The sequence below is a fragment of the Campylobacter sp. 2014D-0216 genome (assembly GCF_014931215.1).
Classification (GTDB): Bacteria; Campylobacterota; Campylobacteria; order Campylobacterales; family Campylobacteraceae; genus Campylobacter_D.
Genome location: NZ_CP063089.1, coordinates 1,578,354 through 1,596,570, shown reverse-complemented (window position 1 = coordinate 1,596,570; position 18,217 = coordinate 1,578,354). Strand labels below are relative to the sequence as shown.

General features: G+C 33.4%; 17 protein-coding genes. 10 read left to right on the top strand and 7 right to left on the bottom strand.

From position 1 onward, the window contains the following. Positions 1 to 9 precede the first annotated feature (9 nt). Positions 10 to 588: a molybdenum cofactor guanylyltransferase gene (gene mobA, locus A0083_RS08015; RefSeq protein ID WP_197553234.1), complete on the bottom strand. Its 579-nt coding sequence runs from the start codon at positions 586 to 588 to the stop codon at positions 10 to 12. Between the two features lie 43 nt (positions 589 to 631). Here mobA and A0083_RS08010 point away from each other — a divergent pair, with 43 nt between their 5' ends. The 10 genes from A0083_RS08010 (at position 632) to A0083_RS07965 (ending at position 13,070) form a co-directional block, all read left to right on the top strand. Further along, positions 632 to 1,936 (top strand): NFACT RNA binding domain-containing protein, encoded by a 1,305-nt coding sequence (locus tag A0083_RS08010; RefSeq protein ID WP_197553232.1) that lies wholly within the window; start codon positions 632 to 634, stop codon positions 1,934 to 1,936. Positions 1,937 to 1,938: 2 nt separating this feature from the next. Continuing rightward, a complete protein-coding gene (locus A0083_RS08005) occupies positions 1,939 to 2,253 on the top strand; it encodes a hypothetical protein (protein WP_120760908.1) in 315 nt (104 codons plus the stop codon). 11 nt (positions 2,254 to 2,264) lie between these two features. After that, entirely contained in the window at positions 2,265 to 2,993 is a 729-nt protein-coding gene (locus A0083_RS08000; RefSeq protein WP_197553230.1) for a phosphatidate cytidylyltransferase, read from the top strand. Next, the gene (dxr, locus tag A0083_RS07995; protein ID WP_120760906.1) at positions 2,990 to 4,069 is read left to right on the top strand and encodes a 1-deoxy-D-xylulose-5-phosphate reductoisomerase; all 1,080 of its coding nucleotides are present in this window, start codon (positions 2,990 to 2,992) and stop codon (positions 4,067 to 4,069) included. Before A0083_RS08000 ends, dxr begins: the two co-directional genes overlap by 4 nt. Then, complete coding sequence (locus tag A0083_RS07990; RefSeq protein WP_197553228.1) at positions 4,066 to 5,454, top strand: M99 family carboxypeptidase catalytic domain-containing protein; 1,389 nt, start codon at positions 4,066 to 4,068, stop codon at positions 5,452 to 5,454. Before dxr ends, A0083_RS07990 begins: the two co-directional genes overlap by 4 nt. Further along, the gene (gene tsaD / locus A0083_RS07985; RefSeq protein ID WP_197553226.1) at positions 5,451 to 6,458 is read left to right on the top strand and encodes a tRNA (adenosine(37)-N6)-threonylcarbamoyltransferase complex transferase subunit TsaD; all 1,008 of its coding nucleotides are present in this window, start codon (positions 5,451 to 5,453) and stop codon (positions 6,456 to 6,458) included. The genes A0083_RS07990 and tsaD overlap by 4 nt, the downstream gene beginning before the upstream one ends. Further along, positions 6,455 to 7,024, top strand: a complete 570-nt coding sequence (locus A0083_RS07980) for a type II secretion system protein (RefSeq protein ID WP_120760903.1) — start codon at positions 6,455 to 6,457, stop codon at positions 7,022 to 7,024. Before tsaD ends, A0083_RS07980 begins: the two co-directional genes overlap by 4 nt. A 101-nt stretch (positions 7,025 to 7,125) precedes the next feature. Continuing rightward, positions 7,126 to 10,668 carry an autotransporter outer membrane beta-barrel domain-containing protein gene (locus A0083_RS07975; protein ID WP_197553224.1) on the top strand — a complete coding sequence of 1,181 codons (3,543 nt, stop codon included), beginning with the start codon at positions 7,126 to 7,128 and terminating at the stop codon, positions 10,666 to 10,668. 290 nt (positions 10,669 to 10,958) lie between these two features. Next, a complete protein-coding gene (locus A0083_RS07970) occupies positions 10,959 to 12,587 on the top strand; it encodes a multidrug ABC transporter permease/ATP-binding protein (RefSeq protein ID WP_197553222.1) in 1,629 nt (542 codons plus the stop codon). Between the two features lie 9 nt (positions 12,588 to 12,596). After that, complete coding sequence (locus A0083_RS07965; RefSeq protein WP_197553220.1) at positions 12,597 to 13,070, top strand: GlcG/HbpS family heme-binding protein; 474 nt, start codon at positions 12,597 to 12,599, stop codon at positions 13,068 to 13,070. 18 nt (positions 13,071 to 13,088) lie between these two features. Here the strand turns inward: A0083_RS07965 and cgb are convergent, their stop codons facing one another. The 6 genes from cgb to A0083_RS07940 form a co-directional block, all read right to left on the bottom strand. Then, positions 13,089 to 13,517 (bottom strand): single-domain globin Cgb, encoded by a 429-nt coding sequence (gene cgb / locus A0083_RS07960; protein ID WP_039664689.1) that lies wholly within the window; start codon positions 13,515 to 13,517, stop codon positions 13,089 to 13,091. A 77-nt stretch (positions 13,518 to 13,594) separates the two neighbouring features. After that, a complete protein-coding gene (locus A0083_RS07955) occupies positions 13,595 to 14,011 on the bottom strand; it encodes a molecular chaperone TorD family protein (RefSeq protein ID WP_197553218.1) in 417 nt (138 codons plus the stop codon). A 3-nt stretch (positions 14,012 to 14,014) separates the two neighbouring features. After that, positions 14,015 to 14,149 (bottom strand): hypothetical protein, encoded by a 135-nt coding sequence (locus A0083_RS08230; protein ID WP_269474281.1) that lies wholly within the window; start codon positions 14,147 to 14,149, stop codon positions 14,015 to 14,017. Then, complete coding sequence (locus tag A0083_RS07950; protein ID WP_197553216.1) at positions 14,149 to 15,015, bottom strand: dimethyl sulfoxide reductase anchor subunit family protein; 867 nt, start codon at positions 15,013 to 15,015, stop codon at positions 14,149 to 14,151. Before A0083_RS07950 ends, A0083_RS08230 begins: the two co-directional genes overlap by 1 nt. Beyond that, positions 15,002 to 15,658: a DMSO/selenate family reductase complex B subunit gene (locus A0083_RS07945; protein ID WP_120760520.1), complete on the bottom strand. Its 657-nt coding sequence runs from the start codon at positions 15,656 to 15,658 to the stop codon at positions 15,002 to 15,004. The genes A0083_RS07950 and A0083_RS07945 overlap by 14 nt, the downstream gene beginning before the upstream one ends. 9 nt (positions 15,659 to 15,667) lie before the next feature. Beyond that, positions 15,668 to 18,031, bottom strand: coding sequence for a DMSO/selenate family reductase complex A subunit (locus tag A0083_RS07940; RefSeq protein WP_197553214.1), 2,364 nt, complete (start codon positions 18,029 to 18,031; stop codon positions 15,668 to 15,670). Positions 18,032 to 18,217: the final 186 nt, after the last annotated feature.

Sequence of the window (18,217 nt, the reverse complement as noted above, 5' to 3'; positions counted from 1 at the left end):
AAAGCCTTTTTAGGCTTTTAGCATATGTTTCCATTTTTCATATTCGCTAAAATAATTTAAGTTGATAAATTCTTCTTCGTTTTCAAAGTTAATCAATTCTGCCTTCATCTGCGAACAAAAAAGAGCTAGTTTGTGGTTGTTCTCTTGTGTAAACTGCAAGCTTTGTTTAAGCACTCTAGTGTGGTAAAAACCACATAGATAATGTTTGTGTTCTTTTGTACTTGCAAGAAGTATGTTTTGTGATTTTAGTTGATGAAAAAGCGTATAGATACTTTTTTGGCTTATATTGGGAGTATCTACACTTAGGATAAACACATAAGTATTTTGAAAATGTTTCAATATAGAATTTAAAGCTACAAGTGGAGAGTAAATATCAGGATTATCATCTAAAATGAGTGCGAGGTTTTGTTGGTGAAATTTATCTTCTTTTGTACTAATAAAAACATGAGTAAAAATTTCTAGCATTTTTTCATACTGATAAAGAGTTAGATTGCGATCATCTACTTGTAGTAAGCTTTTGTCTTCTCCCATGCGTGAAGATTTTCCACCACACAAGATCACGCAAGGATAAGGAATTTTTTCATTCATAAAAAACCTCTATAAATTCATCAAAATATTTTATAATACATTTATGAAATATACAGATTTAATACAAATAAAAGATTATTTTCAGCAGTTTCAAAGGGTAAATTACCTCAAACGCCTTGATGATAATATCTTAGAGCTTAGCTTAGATCATCGTGTTTTTATTATTGATTTAAGTCGTGGCAAAAGTGGAATTTATCAAGACAAAATTCAAGCAAAAACCTACAATGCTCCTTTTGACTTTATGTTAAAGAAGTATTTTTCTAATGCCAAAATACTAAATTTAAAAGTGCTAGAAAATAACCGAATTTTGCTTTTTGAAGTTTTATCAGAAAAATCCTATAAAGCTTATGGAGCAAGGATATATTTTGAATTTACAGGAAAAAATACCAATGCCATCATTACCGATACTAGTGATGTTATTATAGAAGCTTTACGCCACATAGACAAAAGCTATCGCATTGTGAAGATCGGTGAAAAACTCCAGCCCTTAAAAGCTTATGAAATCAAAGAAGAAATGATCAAAATCAATGATTTTGCTAGTTATTTTCAAGAACTTGCTAAGCAACTACAACAAAATCGCTTAAAAGACATCAAAGAAAACAAACTTCTTAATATTGATAAAAAAATTCTAAATCTTAAAGAAAGTATAGAAAATTTAGAACAAGAAGATACTTTGCTTGAAAAAGCACAAAATTTAAGTCAAAAAGCAGATGTTTTGTTTGCGAATTTAAATTCTTTAAAAGACTACCAAAGAGACTTTACTTTGTATGGTTTTAACGCAGAAGAATTGGTTTTCAAACTCGAAGATACACCTAAAAACAGTGCTAATGAATTTTATAAAATTGCTAAAAAATTAAAACAAAAAGCTAAAAATATCAACATAGAAAGAGAAATTCTAAGCGAAAAGCTTGATTTTTTGATCAATCTTAAAGATTTGATTGTTAAAAGCACATCATTGCGTGAGTTAGAAGTGCTAATGCCTAAAAAAACTAAAAAAACTAAAAAAGAAGAACTTAACGCAGGAGTGAGTAGTTTTTATTTTGATGAGTTTAAAATCAGTGTAGGTCGCAATGAAAAAGCCAATGAATACTTGCTTAAAATGGCAAAAAAAGATGATGTTTGGTTTCACGTGAAAGATTATCCTAGTGCGCATGTGATCATCACTTCAAATAAATTAAAAATAAGTCAATTAGTGCTAGAATTTGCCGCAAAGCTTTGCGTGGAATTTTCTAAATTAAGCCCTGGGGTTTATTTGGTCGATTATACAAGCAAGAATTTTGTTAAAATGAGAGAAAAGGCTTTTGTAAATTATACAAATTATAAGACTATAAGCATTTTAAAGGAGTAAATATGCCTATAAGTCCCATAGGTGGCATTCATTTTGCCAACCAAAATGCACCGGTACATTCAGTGCAAGCTAGTAACGAATTAGCCAAGGATTCTTTTGCAAATGTGGTAAACATGAGCGAGTTTCAAGCCAAAGAAAAAACCATAGAAAAGCTTGAAAAAGTAGGCGAAAGCCATGAAGTGAGTGATGAGATCAAAGAAAGACAAGAAGAAGAGAAAAAACACTCCAAGCAAAGACAAAAAGAAGAAGAGCAAGAGGAAGAAGAACAAGAGGAGAATTCTCAAAAAAGCAGCCATTTGCTTGATCTAAGTATATAAAAAGGAAGATGATGTTTTCAAAGACAAGAATTTTAAGTGCAGCTGTTATGATAGCTGCCATAGTTATTATAGCCTTGGTCGATAATTTTTTTATCAATTTTGCTATTTTTGGCATTTTGCTATTTTTGGCATTTAACGAAGCTAAAGCAATGTTTAAAAGCAAATACGCAAGCGTTTTTGTTGCCTTGTGTATTTTCATTATAGGAGCATTTTTAGACAAGCCATTTTTTATAGGTGTGATAGCATTGATCTTGATTTTGGGTTATTTAGTCTATAAAAAAAGTGAAAATCTTAACGAGTTAATGCCGTATATTTATCCAACATTACCTATTTTAATGTTATATCAAGTGCTTACTTATGAGGGTATGTTTGTATTGTTTTGGCTTATAGTGATTGTGGTTGCTTGTGATAGTGGAGCATATTTTATAGGTAAGCTTATAGGGGAAAGACCTTTCTCTCCAACTAGTCCAAACAAAACCTTAGAAGGGGTTATAGGTGGTTTAGTTTGCGCAGGGATTGCTGGCACTATAGTAGGAACTTTTGAATTTAGTGTGATTAAGAGCATTTATATTTCTTTGATTGTTGCAGTTTTTGCAGTGATTGGGGACTTGCTTGAGAGTTATTTTAAAAGACAAGCAGATATAAAAGATAGTGGTAGTTTGATCCCTGGTCATGGCGGAGTTTTAGATAGAATTGATGCGATAATCATCGCAGCATTTGCAATGGCAACCTTAGTATGATCGTTTTAGGAAGCACCGGAAGTATAGGGGTTAACACTCTTTTTATCGCAAAAGAAAAAAATATACCTATAGAAGCTTTATCATGCGGTAAAAACATCAAGCTTTTAAACGAACAAATCGCCATTTTTAAGCCCAAATTTGTGTGTATACAAGATGAAAAAGACAAAGCTTTGGTTGATCATGATAAAGTTTTTTGCACTCAAGAGGGCTTAAAGGATATGATAGCAGAGTGCAAAAGCTCTTTGGTGGTTAATGCCATAGTAGGTTTTGCAGGGCTAAACTCAAGTCTTATGGCGCAAAAACTTGGGAAAACTCTAGCCTTAGCTAACAAAGAAAGTCTAGTCGTAGCGGGAAAATTTTTCGACACTTCTAAGATCAAAGCCATAGACAGTGAGCATGCGGCATTAAAATGCTTGATAGAAAAAAGAAAAGACATCAAAAAACTTTTCATCACCGCAAGCGGGGGTGCTTTTTATAAGCATAAAGTTAAAGACTTAAAAAATGTCAGCGTAAAAGAAGCACTCAAGCACCCTAACTGGTCCATGGGTGCTAAGATCACCATAGATAGTGCTAGCATGTGCAACAAACTATTTGAAATCATCGAAGCTTATCATCTTTATGGGGTTAAAAATATAGACGCTTTGATAGAAAGAAAATCTCTAGTGCATGCTTTGTGTGAATTTAAAGATGGTGGCATAAGTGCGTATTTCTCCCATGCAAATATGCGTTTGTCTATTGCTCAAGCTATTTTAGACAGACAAGATCAATGCTTTATCGAAAGCTTGGATCTTTTGACTATGCCGAGTTTAAAATTTGAAAAAATTAGTTTAAAAAAATATCCTATATTTTCACTGAAAGATGATTTACTAAAAGAGCCTGATTTGGGTGTGATTATCAACAGTGCAAATGAGTATATGGTTTATCGATTTTTAGCCCAAAAAGCACAGTTTTTAGATATCGCTAAAGGAATTTTTAAAGCATTGGAGCATTTTGGTGTGCCAAAGATTAGTCAGATTGAAGATGTTTTCGAATGCGACAAACAAGTAAGGCTTTTTTTAGAAAAGGAAATGCAGTGAGACTTTTTTTAGGTGTTTTGGTTTTTATAAATGTGGTTTTTGCTTTAGAATTTAGTGTCAAAGAAAACGGCAAAAGTTTAGATGATAACAATACAGTTTTAATCCTTGGTGGTATACAAGGAGATGAGCCAGGTGGTTTTCATGCTGCTAGTTTGCTTTTGAGTGATTATAACATCACTAAGGGTAAAATCATCGTTGCACCAAATTTAGCTTTTGAAAGTATCATCGCTAGAAATAGAGGAAATTTTGGAGATCTCAATAGAAAATTTGCCCATATAGATGAAAGCGATCCGGATTTTCATACTATCGAGCGTATTAAAAAGCTTATTTTAGATCCTGAAGTAAATATGGTTGTTAATCTACACGATGGAAGTGGATTTTATAGACCACACTATGAAAGCAAAGACAAAAACCCAAATCGCTGGGGCAATACTAGCATTATCGATCAAAGCGAAGTTAATTCTACAAAATACGCAGACTTAGAAAGCATAGCTAAAGAAGCAGTAGAAAACATCAACAAGGCTTTGGTAAAAGAAGAGCACCAGTATCATTTAAAAAACACCAAAACCCAAGAAAGCAACGACAAAGAAATGCTAAAAGCTTTGACTTATTTTGTAGTGTCAAATCATAAAGCAGCTTTTGCAAACGAAGCAAGCAAAAACCTACCAACCCACTTAAGAGTGTATTATCATCTTTTGGCGGTGGAGTATTATCTAAAAAAAGCAAACATAGAATTTAGCAGAACCTTTGATCTTACGCCAAATGGAGTTTATAGAGCTATTGAAAAGCCTTTAGAGGTAAGACTGTTTAATGATAAAATTTTGCTTTATCTTGATCAGCCCGCAAACACCATCTCTTATGTGCCTTTTCCTGTCAATCAAAGTCTAAACTACGAAGCAAGCAACGAGATCACAGCCGTGATACCCCGCACGAATTTCTTTTCAGTAAATTATGGCAACCGCTTACAAACGAGAATTTACCCCGAGTATTTTGAATTTTCAAATGCCCTAGATACTGTTGAATTAATCGTAGATGGCAAAAATATACAAACTAATTTCGCACAAAAAATCACAGTAAAAGAGAGTTTTGAAGTCCCGCCTATCGTAGGTGTGAGGGTTAATGTTATAGGTTTTGACAAGGGTATGGATGAAAGCGGTATAAAGATCAGTAAAAATCAAATGCAAAGCCGCTATTCTTTAGACAAAAAACGCAAGATCTATAGAGTAGAGTTTTATGAGTTAAAAAATGCCAATTTAGAAGATCAAATTCTAGCTAGAACTCATGCTTCAAAAGAAATCAAAGACGCAAAAATACCTGTAAATGCCATAGAAAAAGCAAAACAAAAAGACAAATTTATCGGTATGATCTTGGTGGAATTTCAATGAAAAATTTAATCCTTGCCATAGAAAGCTCATGCGATGATAGTTCTATCGCTATCATCAACAAAGAAAGCTTAGAATGTGTTTTTCACACCAAAATTTCTCAAGAAAATGAGCACAGTCCTTATGGTGGAGTGGTGCCTGAGCTTGCTGCGAGACTACATAGTGAAGCTTTGCCTAAAATTCTTCAAAAATGCCAACCTTATTTTGACAGGCTTTGTGCCATAGCAGTGACAAATGAACCAGGTCTTAGTGTGAGTTTGGTTGGTGGGGTAGCTATGGCTAAAATGCTTGCCATTAGTTTGAATTTGCCTCTTATTGCGATCAATCATCTAAAAGGCCATATTTACTCTATGTTTTTAGACAAAAAAGCAAATTTTAATATGGGGGTTTTGCTAGTTAGTGGTGGTCATACTATGGTGCTTTTTATCGATGAGCAAGGAGAGATCACAGAACTAGCTAGAACCAATGATGATAGTTTTGGCGAAAGCTTTGATAAAGTAGCTAAGATGATGGGTTTGGGTTATCCAGGTGGAGCTATCATCGAAAATTTGGCTAAGCAGTGTCAAGAAAGCGACATAGAATTTAGCATACCACTGCTACATTCTAAAGACTTAGCTTATAGTTTTTCAGGGCTTAAAAACCAAGTGCGCTTAGAAATTTTAAAAGAAGAACTCACCCCACAACGCCAAAGTAAAATCGCTTTTGCTTTTCAAAAAGCAGCCATAGCACACATCATGAATAAGCTAGAAAAAATTTTCAAAAAATACTCTTTCAAACGCTTTGGTATAGTAGGTGGTGCAAGTGCTAACCTAAGCTTACGAAGTCAAATAGAACATTTATGCCAAAACCACCAATGCGAGCTTTTACTCGCTCCACTTGAATTTTGCTCTGACAATGCCTTGATGATAGCAAGAGCAGCTTGTGAGGCTTATGAACGCAAAGACTTTGTAGACATTCAAGCTGATCTGATAAGCCCTAAAGTGAAGCATTTACAAGGCAAGTTATGAAAAAGGCTTTTACTGTTATAGAACTTGTGTTTGTTGTGATCATACTAGGAGTGTTGGCTGCTATTGCGTTACCTAAGTTTAGCACGAGCAAAGATGAAGCAGGTGCTACTCAAGCCCTAGGCAACCTAAAAACTCTCATCAGTGATGTAAGCACGTATGTTTTAAAAAATGAAAATCTCTCTAGCATGGCATTAATGAGCCATGTAAATAACATTCAAAACGATGATCTATCAAACTTACACAATGCTTCTAAAGAGCTTGATTTTAGCGTGGGTAATGAAAAGCAGTGTTTTAAAGTGCTTTTTGTGGACAAAGAAAGCATTTTGCTTTTGGCTTTGGTATCTAATGATACTCAAAAAAACAAAGCACAAAACATAGCAGAGCTAAAAAGTCAGTCTTTAAAAGATCCTCAAAATGAAAGCATAAAAACCCAACTTAACGACGCTTTGATCGCATTTAGTCAAAGCAAGATCACAAGCACATCAAAGTCAAAAATGTGTCAAAATTTACTACATTCTAAGGCTTTTGAAGACCTTGCGAGCAAGGTTTATTTTTTAAGTGATTAGTTTTAGTTTATAAATTTTTTATTATTAAACTTATTTTAAACATCAGCAAATTATAATTACGCCTTTTGTTACATTTCATTTATATTAGGAGTAAACATGACTTGTTTCACGGGGGGGGGGAAATCGATAATTCCCAAATCAAACATTCTTTAAATTCATCAAACCAACTCTCATTTTTTACGAAAAAAACCTTTCTTTCTTTAGCAACTATTTCATTTTTAGCTAGCTATGCTAATGCAAACATCATAAGTGATCATAACCATTCAAGTGGCACTATCCAAATAACTAGCAAAAACCAAAAAAATATCAGTGGTGGTAATTGCAGTGGTACAAACTGTACGATAAGTAATGAACAAAATCAACAAATCACTATTAGTGGATCCAATGGTGGTACTTTAACGGTAGAAAGTAGTGGTGTTATCAATGGTGGTAATGGTGTTTTTGTTGGTAATAAGACAAATAATGTAACTATTGAAAATCAAGGGAATATCAATGGTAATACTAGTGGTATAAAAACCGATGCAGGAAAAATTGACACTATAACCAATAGTGGCACCATACAAGGTGGAAGCCACTATGGAATGTATATTAATGTAGGAGCCACTGTTGATAACATCAATAACACCGGCATGATCACAGGAAAACAAACAGGTATACAAATGGAAAGTGGTTCGAGTGTGGGAACAATTAATAACAGTGGAACTATTAATGGGCTTGGTAATTATACTATTTTTGCATATAGGAATTCTCATATTGATACTTTAAATAATCAAGGAAAAATATATGGAAAGTATAGTGTAGCTGTTTATGGCGGTAGTAGTATTGATTTACTTAATAATAGTGGCACCATACATGGAACATCATATGGTATTTTAGCTCAAAGCAATTCTTCCATTAAAACAATTAAAAACAAAGGTAGTATTATAGGAAACTATGGTGTTTATCTTTATACTAACAGTAGTATTCAAACCATCGATAACCAAGGACTTATATTTGGGCATAATAGAGGAATTTATACACAAAGTGGAGGTATAAACCATATTAAAGCAGAAGGCAAAGACGCCATCATTGCAGGAGGTACCGCAGGTATTATGATCGATCACACAAGTACCATCGGCTCAAACGATAAATCCCCTAACACCAACGCTATTGATCTAGACAAGGGCGCAGTAATTGCCTCAGCTACTATGGCTAAAAATGGCGATTTGACACTTAACCCAAATGGTACAGCCTTACAAAATGATGGTGCTATTAAGGGCAATATCAATCTTAACAATGAATCTAAAATCATTGGTTCTGTTTTAAACAGAGGATCTATCACAGGTAATATCACTCTTAATGGTAAGTCTTATATCACTTCCATTAACAATGAAAAAACCATCCAAGGTTCTATAGACTTAAAAGGTAATTCTCAAATAGATACTATTTTAAATAAAGGCACCATTGAAAAAGGTATCACACTAGCAAATAAAAGCCAAATAGGTTCTATAAACAACGAAGGCACCATTGAAAAAGGTATCCACCTAAATCAAAGCTTTATATCTTCTATAGAAAATAAAGGCACTATTAGTGGTGATGGTATTACACTAGCAAATGAAAGTCAAGTAGGTTCTATCATTAACCATGAGGGTGCTAAAGCTGACTTAGACTTAAAAGGAGGCTCTTTTGTAGGTTCTATCACTAACAATGGTGATATGACAATCACTAGAGATGATACAAGCAAGATAGGTGCTTTTAATAATGAAGGTAGTATTAAAAACAAATTTGAAAACAAAGACTTTATGCAAACCTTTGAAAACAAACAAGGTGCTACCTTAGAACAAGGCTTAGAAAACACAGGTGCTATAGGAGCTATTGATAATAAAGGTCATATAGCAGGTATTAGCAATTTAGCAAATATAAAAACTAAAGACAATAAAGATAAAGCTCATATTGGAACTATCATCAACTCAGGAACCATTAGCCATGTTAAAATGCCTTTAGCAACACTAGATGATACAGCTAATATGGATCATGCTTATGCTATTTATAATAATGGCACAATAGACTTTTTATATAATCAAGCTAATGCTGTCATTAATGGAGGCATTAACAATGAAGGCTCTATGAATATCATCAATCATGGTAGCATACACAATGGTATTACAAATACAGGTACTATTACACTTAGTTCTAATTTTACTCCAAGCTTTAACAAAGCAAGTGAACATAATAATGGCTTTATTGGTAAAAATAACAATGGCCACCAATTAGAAAACAATGATAAGGGTAAAATTAGCATAGATGGTTGGTATTTTAATGCTTTAGAATATACTAAAGATAACAACCAAAGATTAGAAAATTCTATCATCATAGGTGGAGATAATCTAGGTGGTATTTATGCAGATAATATTTATGTTAATACTAAAGATTTAGTATTAAATCAAATCTATGATAGTAATACTTTCTTTGCAGATAAAAATGGAAATAGCCAAGGAAATGAAACTAACAATGGTGCAGGTGTAGATGCAAGCAATATCCATAGCATTAGTGGAATTTATAACTTTGTGAATGTAGGTAAGGGTCAATATGCAGCCGTAGTAGATACTAAAGAACTTAGTGGTAAAACCTTAGCAAAGTCTATGGTATATGCTTCAAGATTAAGAGCGATTAATATCTCTAATATGTTAAGAGACATCACCTCTCAAAACTTCCAAACAGAATTCTCTCAAGCATTAAATATGCAATTATCTAAACAAGGTGAAGCTTATGGTAATGATGCAGACTTATTAGCAGAATTAGAAGACATCTTCATTCCTAATAAAAACCCACATGCAAAAAACCATACTTTCTTATTGCCTTATTATAATCACTCTAATATCAAGATAGGAAAAACAACAGGTCATTTAAAGGTTAATACTAGTGGTTTAATAGGAGGTTCTCAAAGAGAACTACCTAAAGACTATGGTGTGATAGGTTTTTATCTAGGATATGAAGATAGTAAAAAAGAACAAGCTAGACAAAGACTAAGATTTGATGATAAAACATACTATGGTGGTTTAACTTATTATGGAGTATTAGCAAGAGATGGGATTAATCAATACTATCTTAGTGCTAGAACAATCTTAGATTATACTCAAAGTGATATAGAAAAAAGCTATCAAAGCTTACCTGTTAGTGTAGAAAGTGATACTAAGGTATATGGTTATGGAGCAGAAATTAAACTAGGTGCAAATTATTATAATACTTTAGATATTGCAAGAATTTCTCCTGAGCTTGGTCTTAGTTATTATGGTATGAGTAATAAAAACTTTTCTCTTTATCACTTAGGTGGAACAAAAGAACACTACCTAGCAGAACAGTTTAATTTTATTGATGCAAGTGCTGCTTTAAAATGGTATAAACCATGGAGTGATAAATTAAGAACCAATCTTACTATGGGAGCTATTGTAAACTTATACAATGATGCAAAAGGAAATTTAAAACTAGGCACTAATCATCTTAGTGCAAAAGTAGAAACTTCAAAGTATTATGGGTTTGGACAATTAGGTCTTTCTTATGCTATAGCACATAATGCTGACTTATCACTCAATTATGCAGGTGCATTTACCTTTGATGATACTAGTTCACATACGATGTTTTTAAAACTAGGTTTATGGTGGTAAGTTTTTTCACACTAACTATGATAGTTAGTGTGAAACTAAACTCAATTGCCCAGAGTTTGCTTGAAATAATTATAGACAACAAACAAACAACAACAAACAAAAGCACGTTAATCAAGAATACAAGTGTGTAATGGTATATAAATACCAAACTCCTTATTAGGCAAACTCTCTAATAACATTAAGCTAAAAAGCTTAATGCTTATTAGCAAACTCTGGGGAGTTGGGTGGTTTAAGTTGATATTGAAAATTTAAAGATATAATGATCGTTTATTCTTACTTAGGTTTTTAATATGCAATTTATATGGGTGTTATTTAAAGAAAATAAAATCAAAATCATTCTTTTTTTGCTTTTTAGTATTTTTACAAGCATGCTTGGTGTGCTAACTTTGGTGTTTATTAATGAATTTCTACTCAAATCAAGCCTTGAAAATTCTAGTATCATCGTGTATTTTGTGCTTTTATTGCTTGTGTTTTTTCTTAGTTCTTCTTTTGTGGAGATCGCTTTAAGTGCTTTTGGTCAAAATTTCATTTTTAAAATGCAACGAAGAGTGGTCAAGCAAATTTTAAATACAAGTGTTTTGAGTATCTTAAACACTACTAAAGCTAGAATTTTAGCTTCATTAAATAACGATGTGCGTAGTATTTCTTTTGGGCTTTTAAGACTTCCTGAATTTATACAATCAAGTGTTTTGATCATTTGTACTGGTGCATACATCGCGTATCTTTCTTTGGAAATTTTTTTACTGTGCTTGGTGTGGATCGTGTGTGTTTTGCTTGTAGATAACTTTTTAATGAGTAAGGTGTATTTTTACTTTAAAAATGCAAGGGAAAATGATGATGTTTTGCAAAAAAATTACCAAAATATCCTACAAGGCCACAAAGAACTTACGCTAAATCCTTTAAGAGCGAAGTATTATTATGAAAATGAATTTGAAAAAAATGCACTAAAAAAGAAAAAAAGTTCCACCATGGGCAATGTTTTGCATATTTTATCTAACAACTGGAGCAATAGCGCCATGTTGGCTTTGGTTGGGGTGGAGTTTTACCTCGTTTTAGCGTATGAGTTGACTAGCTTGCAAAATGCAACAACGATCGCTTTAAGTGTGCTTTTTTTAAGAGCACCATTAGCAGGTATGATAGGAAGTTTTCCAACGCTTTTAATGGCAAAGATTGCTTTAGATAAAATCTCTAATCTTAATTTAAAAAACTACACTCCTGAATTTCATATATGCCAAAAACAACGAGCATGGCAAAAACTTTCTTTTAAAAATGTATCATTTGCGTATAATGAAAAATTTGCACTCAAACCGGTTGATTTTGAACTCAAAAAAGGCGAATGTGTGTTTTTAATCGGTAAAAACGGCAGTGGTAAGTCAACTTTTTCTATGATTTTAGCGGGACTTTTTACGGATTTTAAAGGAGATATTTTTTTAGATGATGAGAGAATTACTTCTGAAAATATCTATGAGTATAGAGGTTTGATTAGTGCGATTTTTAGTGATTTTCATTTGTTTGAATATGTTTTAGAAGATGAGAAATTTAGTAAAGATGATTTAGTGTATTGGCTTGAAGTTTTAGAGTTAAATGAAAAAGTAGAGCTTGTAGGGAATGCCTTTAGCACGATAAAGCTTTCAGCAGGACAAAAAAAGCGATTAGCCATGCTTAATGCTTTGCTTGAAAAAAGAGATATTTTGATCTTAGATGAGTGGGCGGCTGATCAAGATCCTATGTTTAGAAAGTTTTTTTATACCAAGCTTTTGCCTTTGCTAAAAGAGCAAGGAAAGACGATTTTTGCGATTACCCATGATGATGTGTATTTTGATATGGCTGATCGGATTTTGCTAGCACAAAATGGTCAAATTCAAGAACTCAAAGGCGATATTAAAGAATTAGCAAAAAATGCGGTGGAGAAATTTTAAAGGAAAAAGATGAGAAAAATATTCATTTTATGTGTATTTTTGGGAGTGAGTTTGGTGGCAAAATCTTATGAGCTTGTTAAAGAGCCTGTTTTAACTACGCAAATGGTTGAAGGGATTTTGGATTTAGCCAAAAAAGAAGCAAGAAAAAATGACTTTCATGTAAGCATTACTATAGTGGATAAATCGGGTCAAATTTTAGCGGTTTTAAGAGATGACAAAGCAGGAGTGCACACGCTTAATGCTAGCTATAAAAAGGCTTATACTGCTACTTCGCAAAAAAGAGAAACTGCAGTGATTTTTAAAGGGGTAAAAGAGGGTAAGATCCCTGAAGATATTCGTTACTTAGATGAGCAATTTTCCATTATGCCTGGTGGGGTTCCTATTTTGATTGATGGTGTAGTGGTTGGGGGTATAGGTGTGGGTGGAGCACACTTAGAAGAAGATGTGAAAATAGCAAAAGCAGGGATAGCTTTTTTACGCTAAGCTTTGAATGATCAAAGCTTAGTTGTTTTTTGCATAGATTTCTTTTTCGATATCGATGTAAAATTGCGCGATCGCTTTATAAGCTTCTTCCCAAGCTTTTAGTGTAGCTTCATCTGCGTTTAATACCACTTTGATAGCTTTTAAAAGACAAGCACCAACGATAGGGTAGTGTTCTTCTTTGACATTTAAATTAGTATGAGTAATGGCAACTTTGTCTACAAAAGATCGCATGTTTTCTAAATTTTCTACATTCTTAGCTGCCATTAAAATAGCCATAGCCAAGGCTTTTGGTTGTTCGCCTGAAGCTTGTTTTTGCATGTTAAACATGGGTTTGACTTCAGGGTATTCTTCAAACATGATTTTATAAAATTCTTTAGTTAAAATTTCGCCATTTTTTTGTAAAACAGGCACACAATCTTTGATGATTTGAATTTGTTCTTTTGTCATTTAATATCCTTTTTATAAAACTAAAAAGGATATTCTAACTCCTAGTTAAAAAGAAAAAATTGATTTGTGTTAAATTGCTATAAATTTTTTTCTAGTTCTTGAAAGAAATCTTCCATGAGCATTGACAAGCCTTTGTAAAAATTGCTTTTAGAGCCATTTAGTAGATCTTTGCTCCAAAGATAAAACCAAGTAAAAAATTCTTTCTCTAAAAAATCTTTTAGGACTTTGTTGTTTTTTGTGTTGATGAGTTCTTTAATAAATAAAAGCTCATTAACAAGACTATCTGAAGGTTCATTTTCTAAAAAATCACAAAAACGGTGATTTAAAAAAATATCTTTGATTTTATTAGAATTTGAAGAGTAAATTTCCTTATCTTTGTCAAGATAAAAAGAAGCAAAAGGAGGTGCTTTAGTATACTCAATATCGCTTATAAATAAACTCACAAAATCACTTCCTATAAGTGCTTCATCTTCATTGCTAGATAGAAGTTTCAAGGCTTATATCTGCAAAGGATTTTCGTTTTTTAAAAACCAATCTTGCCAAAGTTTGTTTTCTTTGATTTGGTTTAGTAAACTTTGGTTGGGTGGATTTTGTATAAAGCTTATAAAAACATCTATAGCTAATTGTTTCATTAAAAATGTCCTAGCATGATTTGTGTGCTGATAAGTCCATAAAATAGCATTCTAGTGGTAAATACTCCTAAAAAAGAGCAAAACAAGGCAAAATACGCAAAAAATTTGTTTTCGAATTTATCATGCAAGTAGTTGTGTAAATACCATGTGCTAATTCCAAGCCCTAAAAAGACAAAAGAAAGTGATATAAACCACACATAAGTACCACCTAAAAGATCGAAAGGATTTACAAGCCCCATGATCCAAGTCTGACCTACGTGTAAAGTTTGCAAAACTATCGCGGTGCTTAATAAGCCTATGCCTATTAAACCTGCAAAGAATGACATTTTTCTTTCATGTTCGCTATTTTCAAAAAAACAATAATACACAATAGCTCCCAAAAATACAGCACTAGCAAAAAAATAAAGCAAGGTTATCTTAAAATCCCAAGTAGGAACGCTTTCTTGCATCGCACCATAAGCCCCACTCATAAAGAAAATGCCTAAAACTCCACATACTAATGCAAGGTAAAACACCCAGTTTTTTGTTTTTAAATAAAGCAAAAATCCTAAAGCACATACAAGAGAAACGAATAAAATTTCATTATTCATCCACCCTATATGCCAAGCATTGTTAGCATAAAACACCCCCATTCTATTTAATACATTGAAAATGTGTGTAATATCATTTAAATGAAACAAAGAAGGGATAAAAGCAACAAGCATAGCTACGCCTAAAACCAAGCCAAATGATTTCAAATGGGTGTGGTTTTTGTATCCGTTGATGAAAGCTGGAGCATATATGAAACTAAGTCCTATAACAGCTTGAGATAAAATGGTAAAAAGCACCAATGGTATTTCGCTTAAAATGTGACTAAATGATGTCATTTTTTACTCCTTGGTGGTTTTGTGGTAGATGAAAAATCGCACTTTTATTGCCTGAAGCTAGAGTGTTTTTTTCAGGTACTATACATAAATTAGGATGGGTTATTGATGCGTCGGGTAAAGGTGTTATGGAGGATAAATTTCCATATGCTTCTCTAAGTTTTGTGATATCTCCTGCTTTTAGTGCTCTAAAAGGACATGAGTCAACACAGATAGGGTTTTTACCTTCTTTTAGCCTATCATAGCATCCATCGCATTTACTCATATGACCACTTTCGTGATTAAATTGTGGAGCACCATAAGGACAAGCCATAGCACATGCTTTACAACCTATGCACATACTATCTTCTACTACAACTATACCCCATTTTACCTTCATGGTTGCACCGGTTGGACACGCTTTAAGGCAAGAAGGATTAGAGCAGTGGTTACAAGATATTGAAGTATAGTAAGCAAATACATTTTGCTCAACGCTACCATCTTGCATACAGGTCCACTCTCCACCTTCTGTTTCAAATACACGGCGAAAATTAACCCCAATAGGCATATTTTTGTAGTCTTTACATGATAAAGAGCAGGTTCTACAACCCACGCATTTGCTTTGATCTAGCATAAAACCAAATTGTGAATTTTCTTCTAGTTTCATTTTGTCCCCTTATGCTTTTTCGATTTCAACTAAAATAGAATGCTGACCATTTCCTTTGGAAATAGCAGTTGGTAGTAAGCTTGCTAAAGAATTGACACAAGTTCCCACATCGATACCATTTTCATATTTTACCCATGCTCCTTGTGGAGTTACGGCACAACCTGGTATGATTTTAGGGGTAACTTTTGCAACGCCTTGAATAACCCCTAGGTCGTTTTTGACCCGTATGGTGTCACCGGTTTTAATTTTTCTTTGCTGTGCATCTATGGTGTTTACCCAAATTTCTTGAGGGTTGACTTCTCTAATTTGTGGAATTTCCCAAAAACTTGAATGTGTTCTTCCTTTATAGTGGTATCCAAAAAATTGTATAGGGTATTTTTCTTTAAGTGGATCCAAAGGACCTTCTCTTTGGCTTTCAAATACCGCAATAGGAACGATTTGCTGACCTTCTTTTAGGATCCATGTTTTTTGCATTTTTGCTAATTCTATACTATAAATTTCAATTTTACCACTTGGGGTTTTTAGAGGGTTTTTGACAGGATCTTTTATGAAGTTTTCAAGTGCGACTGCTGGTTTAACAGGATCAAATTTTACAAGCCCTTTAGAAGACATTTCTTCAAAGCTTGGTAAAATAGGGTTGGTTTTTCTGCTTTCTTCATAAAGGTATTTTAACCATTCTTTTTGTGTTCTACCTTCGCTAAACTCTTTTTCTATGCCAAGTCTTTTAGCAAGTTCAAGACACATTTCATAGATAGGTTTTGCCTGACCTACAGGCTCAATAGCTTTTTGACAGTAAACAATATAAGGTCTATCACTATAATATCCTGCGCTAGGTCTTATGAAGTCTTCTTGTTCCAAAGTGGTTGCATCAGGTAAAATATAGTCTGCGTAGTTATTAGAAGGTGTTCTAGTTACATTTACATCTACTATACATTCACATAAACTCTCATCACTTAGAATTTTATCAACTTCTTTGATAGTGCTATGTTGGTTTGTTAAACAATTTCCAGCAGTATTGAATATAAATTTGATGTTTTGTTTTAGTTGTTTGGTTCCACGCACTCCATCGCTAAGATCAGTCATTTCTTTTCCGCGATAAATCGCATCAGTATACAAAAAGCAAGGTATAGAGTCTTTAATCGGATTGTCACAAGGCATTCCTTTGATATCATATGTTTTACTAGAGCCACTTCGACATCCTGTATTGCCACCTTCTATACCTATGCTCCCAATCATGCATGCTAGGGTTGCAATAGCTCTAGCACCTTGTTCTCCGTTAGAATGTCTTTGTACTCCCCAGCCTTGTTCTATAAAGCAAGGTTTTGCAGTTGCGATTTCTCTTGCAAGTTGTAAAATACGACGAGCAGGAATTTTTGTGATGTTACTTGCCCATTGTGGTGTTTTTTCAACTCCATCACTTAAGCCTAAAACATAACTTTCATAGCTTGAATTTTTTGGAGCATCTTTTGGTAGTGTTGCTTCGCTAAAACCTATGGTATAAGTGTCTAAAAATTTTCTATCAATTAAATTTTCTTTTATCATGACATAAGCAAGAGCTGCTATCAAGGCAGCATCAGTGCCCGGTGCAATAGGAATCCACTCATCACAATGGCCTATCATTGAGTCATTGTATCTAGGATCTATATGAATGATTTTACACTCGCTTTCTTCTAGTGCTTTTTGGTAGGCATATCCTATACCACCACCTCCCATTCTTGTTTCAACATGATTTGCCCCAAAAAATACAGCAAGTTTTGCAGATCTTAAAGTGGCTATATCGCTTGCAGGAGAACCTCCATAGAAAAAATTCATTGCATTAGAAATTTGTGCAGTAGAGTAGGAGTTGTGATAGTTTAAATATCCGCCATAAAGACTTAAAAGTCTTGCCCAAGGACCTTTTGTACAGCGATTAATAATCGTTCCGGTTGTTCCTGTTGCGTAGTTTATGTAAAAACTTTCATTGCCGTATTTTTCTTTTACTTCTTTCATTTTAGAAGCAATCTCATCTAGTGCTTGTTCCCAAGAGATAGGTATAAATTTACCCTCACCTCGTTTACCCACTCTTTTTAAGGGTCTTGTAATGCGGTTTGCATTATATACTTTATACCTTGAGCTTCTACCTCTAACACATGCTCTTGCTTGTCTTGTTTCAAAGCTATCATCACCTTCATTATCGGTGCTTACATATTGTATGATACCATCTTGAGTATGGACTTTTATAGGGCATTTTGTACCGCAATTTACATTACATCCTGCCCATTTGTTTATGAGTGGTGGGGTTTGTAGTAAATTTGCACTCAAGCCAATCGGACTTAAAGTTAAACCGCCAAATAATGAACTCCATTTAAGAAAGTTTCTACGGTTTTGCTGCATGGGAACTCCTTTTTTGGTAGCTATATTATAAATATATTTACTAATTATATATAAAAAATACCATTTTGTGTAATAAAATTAATAAAAATAAAATATATATTTATTATTTAATAATACTTATCAATTTTAAGAAAATATTAAAGCTTAAAAGAATATAATAATCCTTATCAATTTCAATTTAAAATA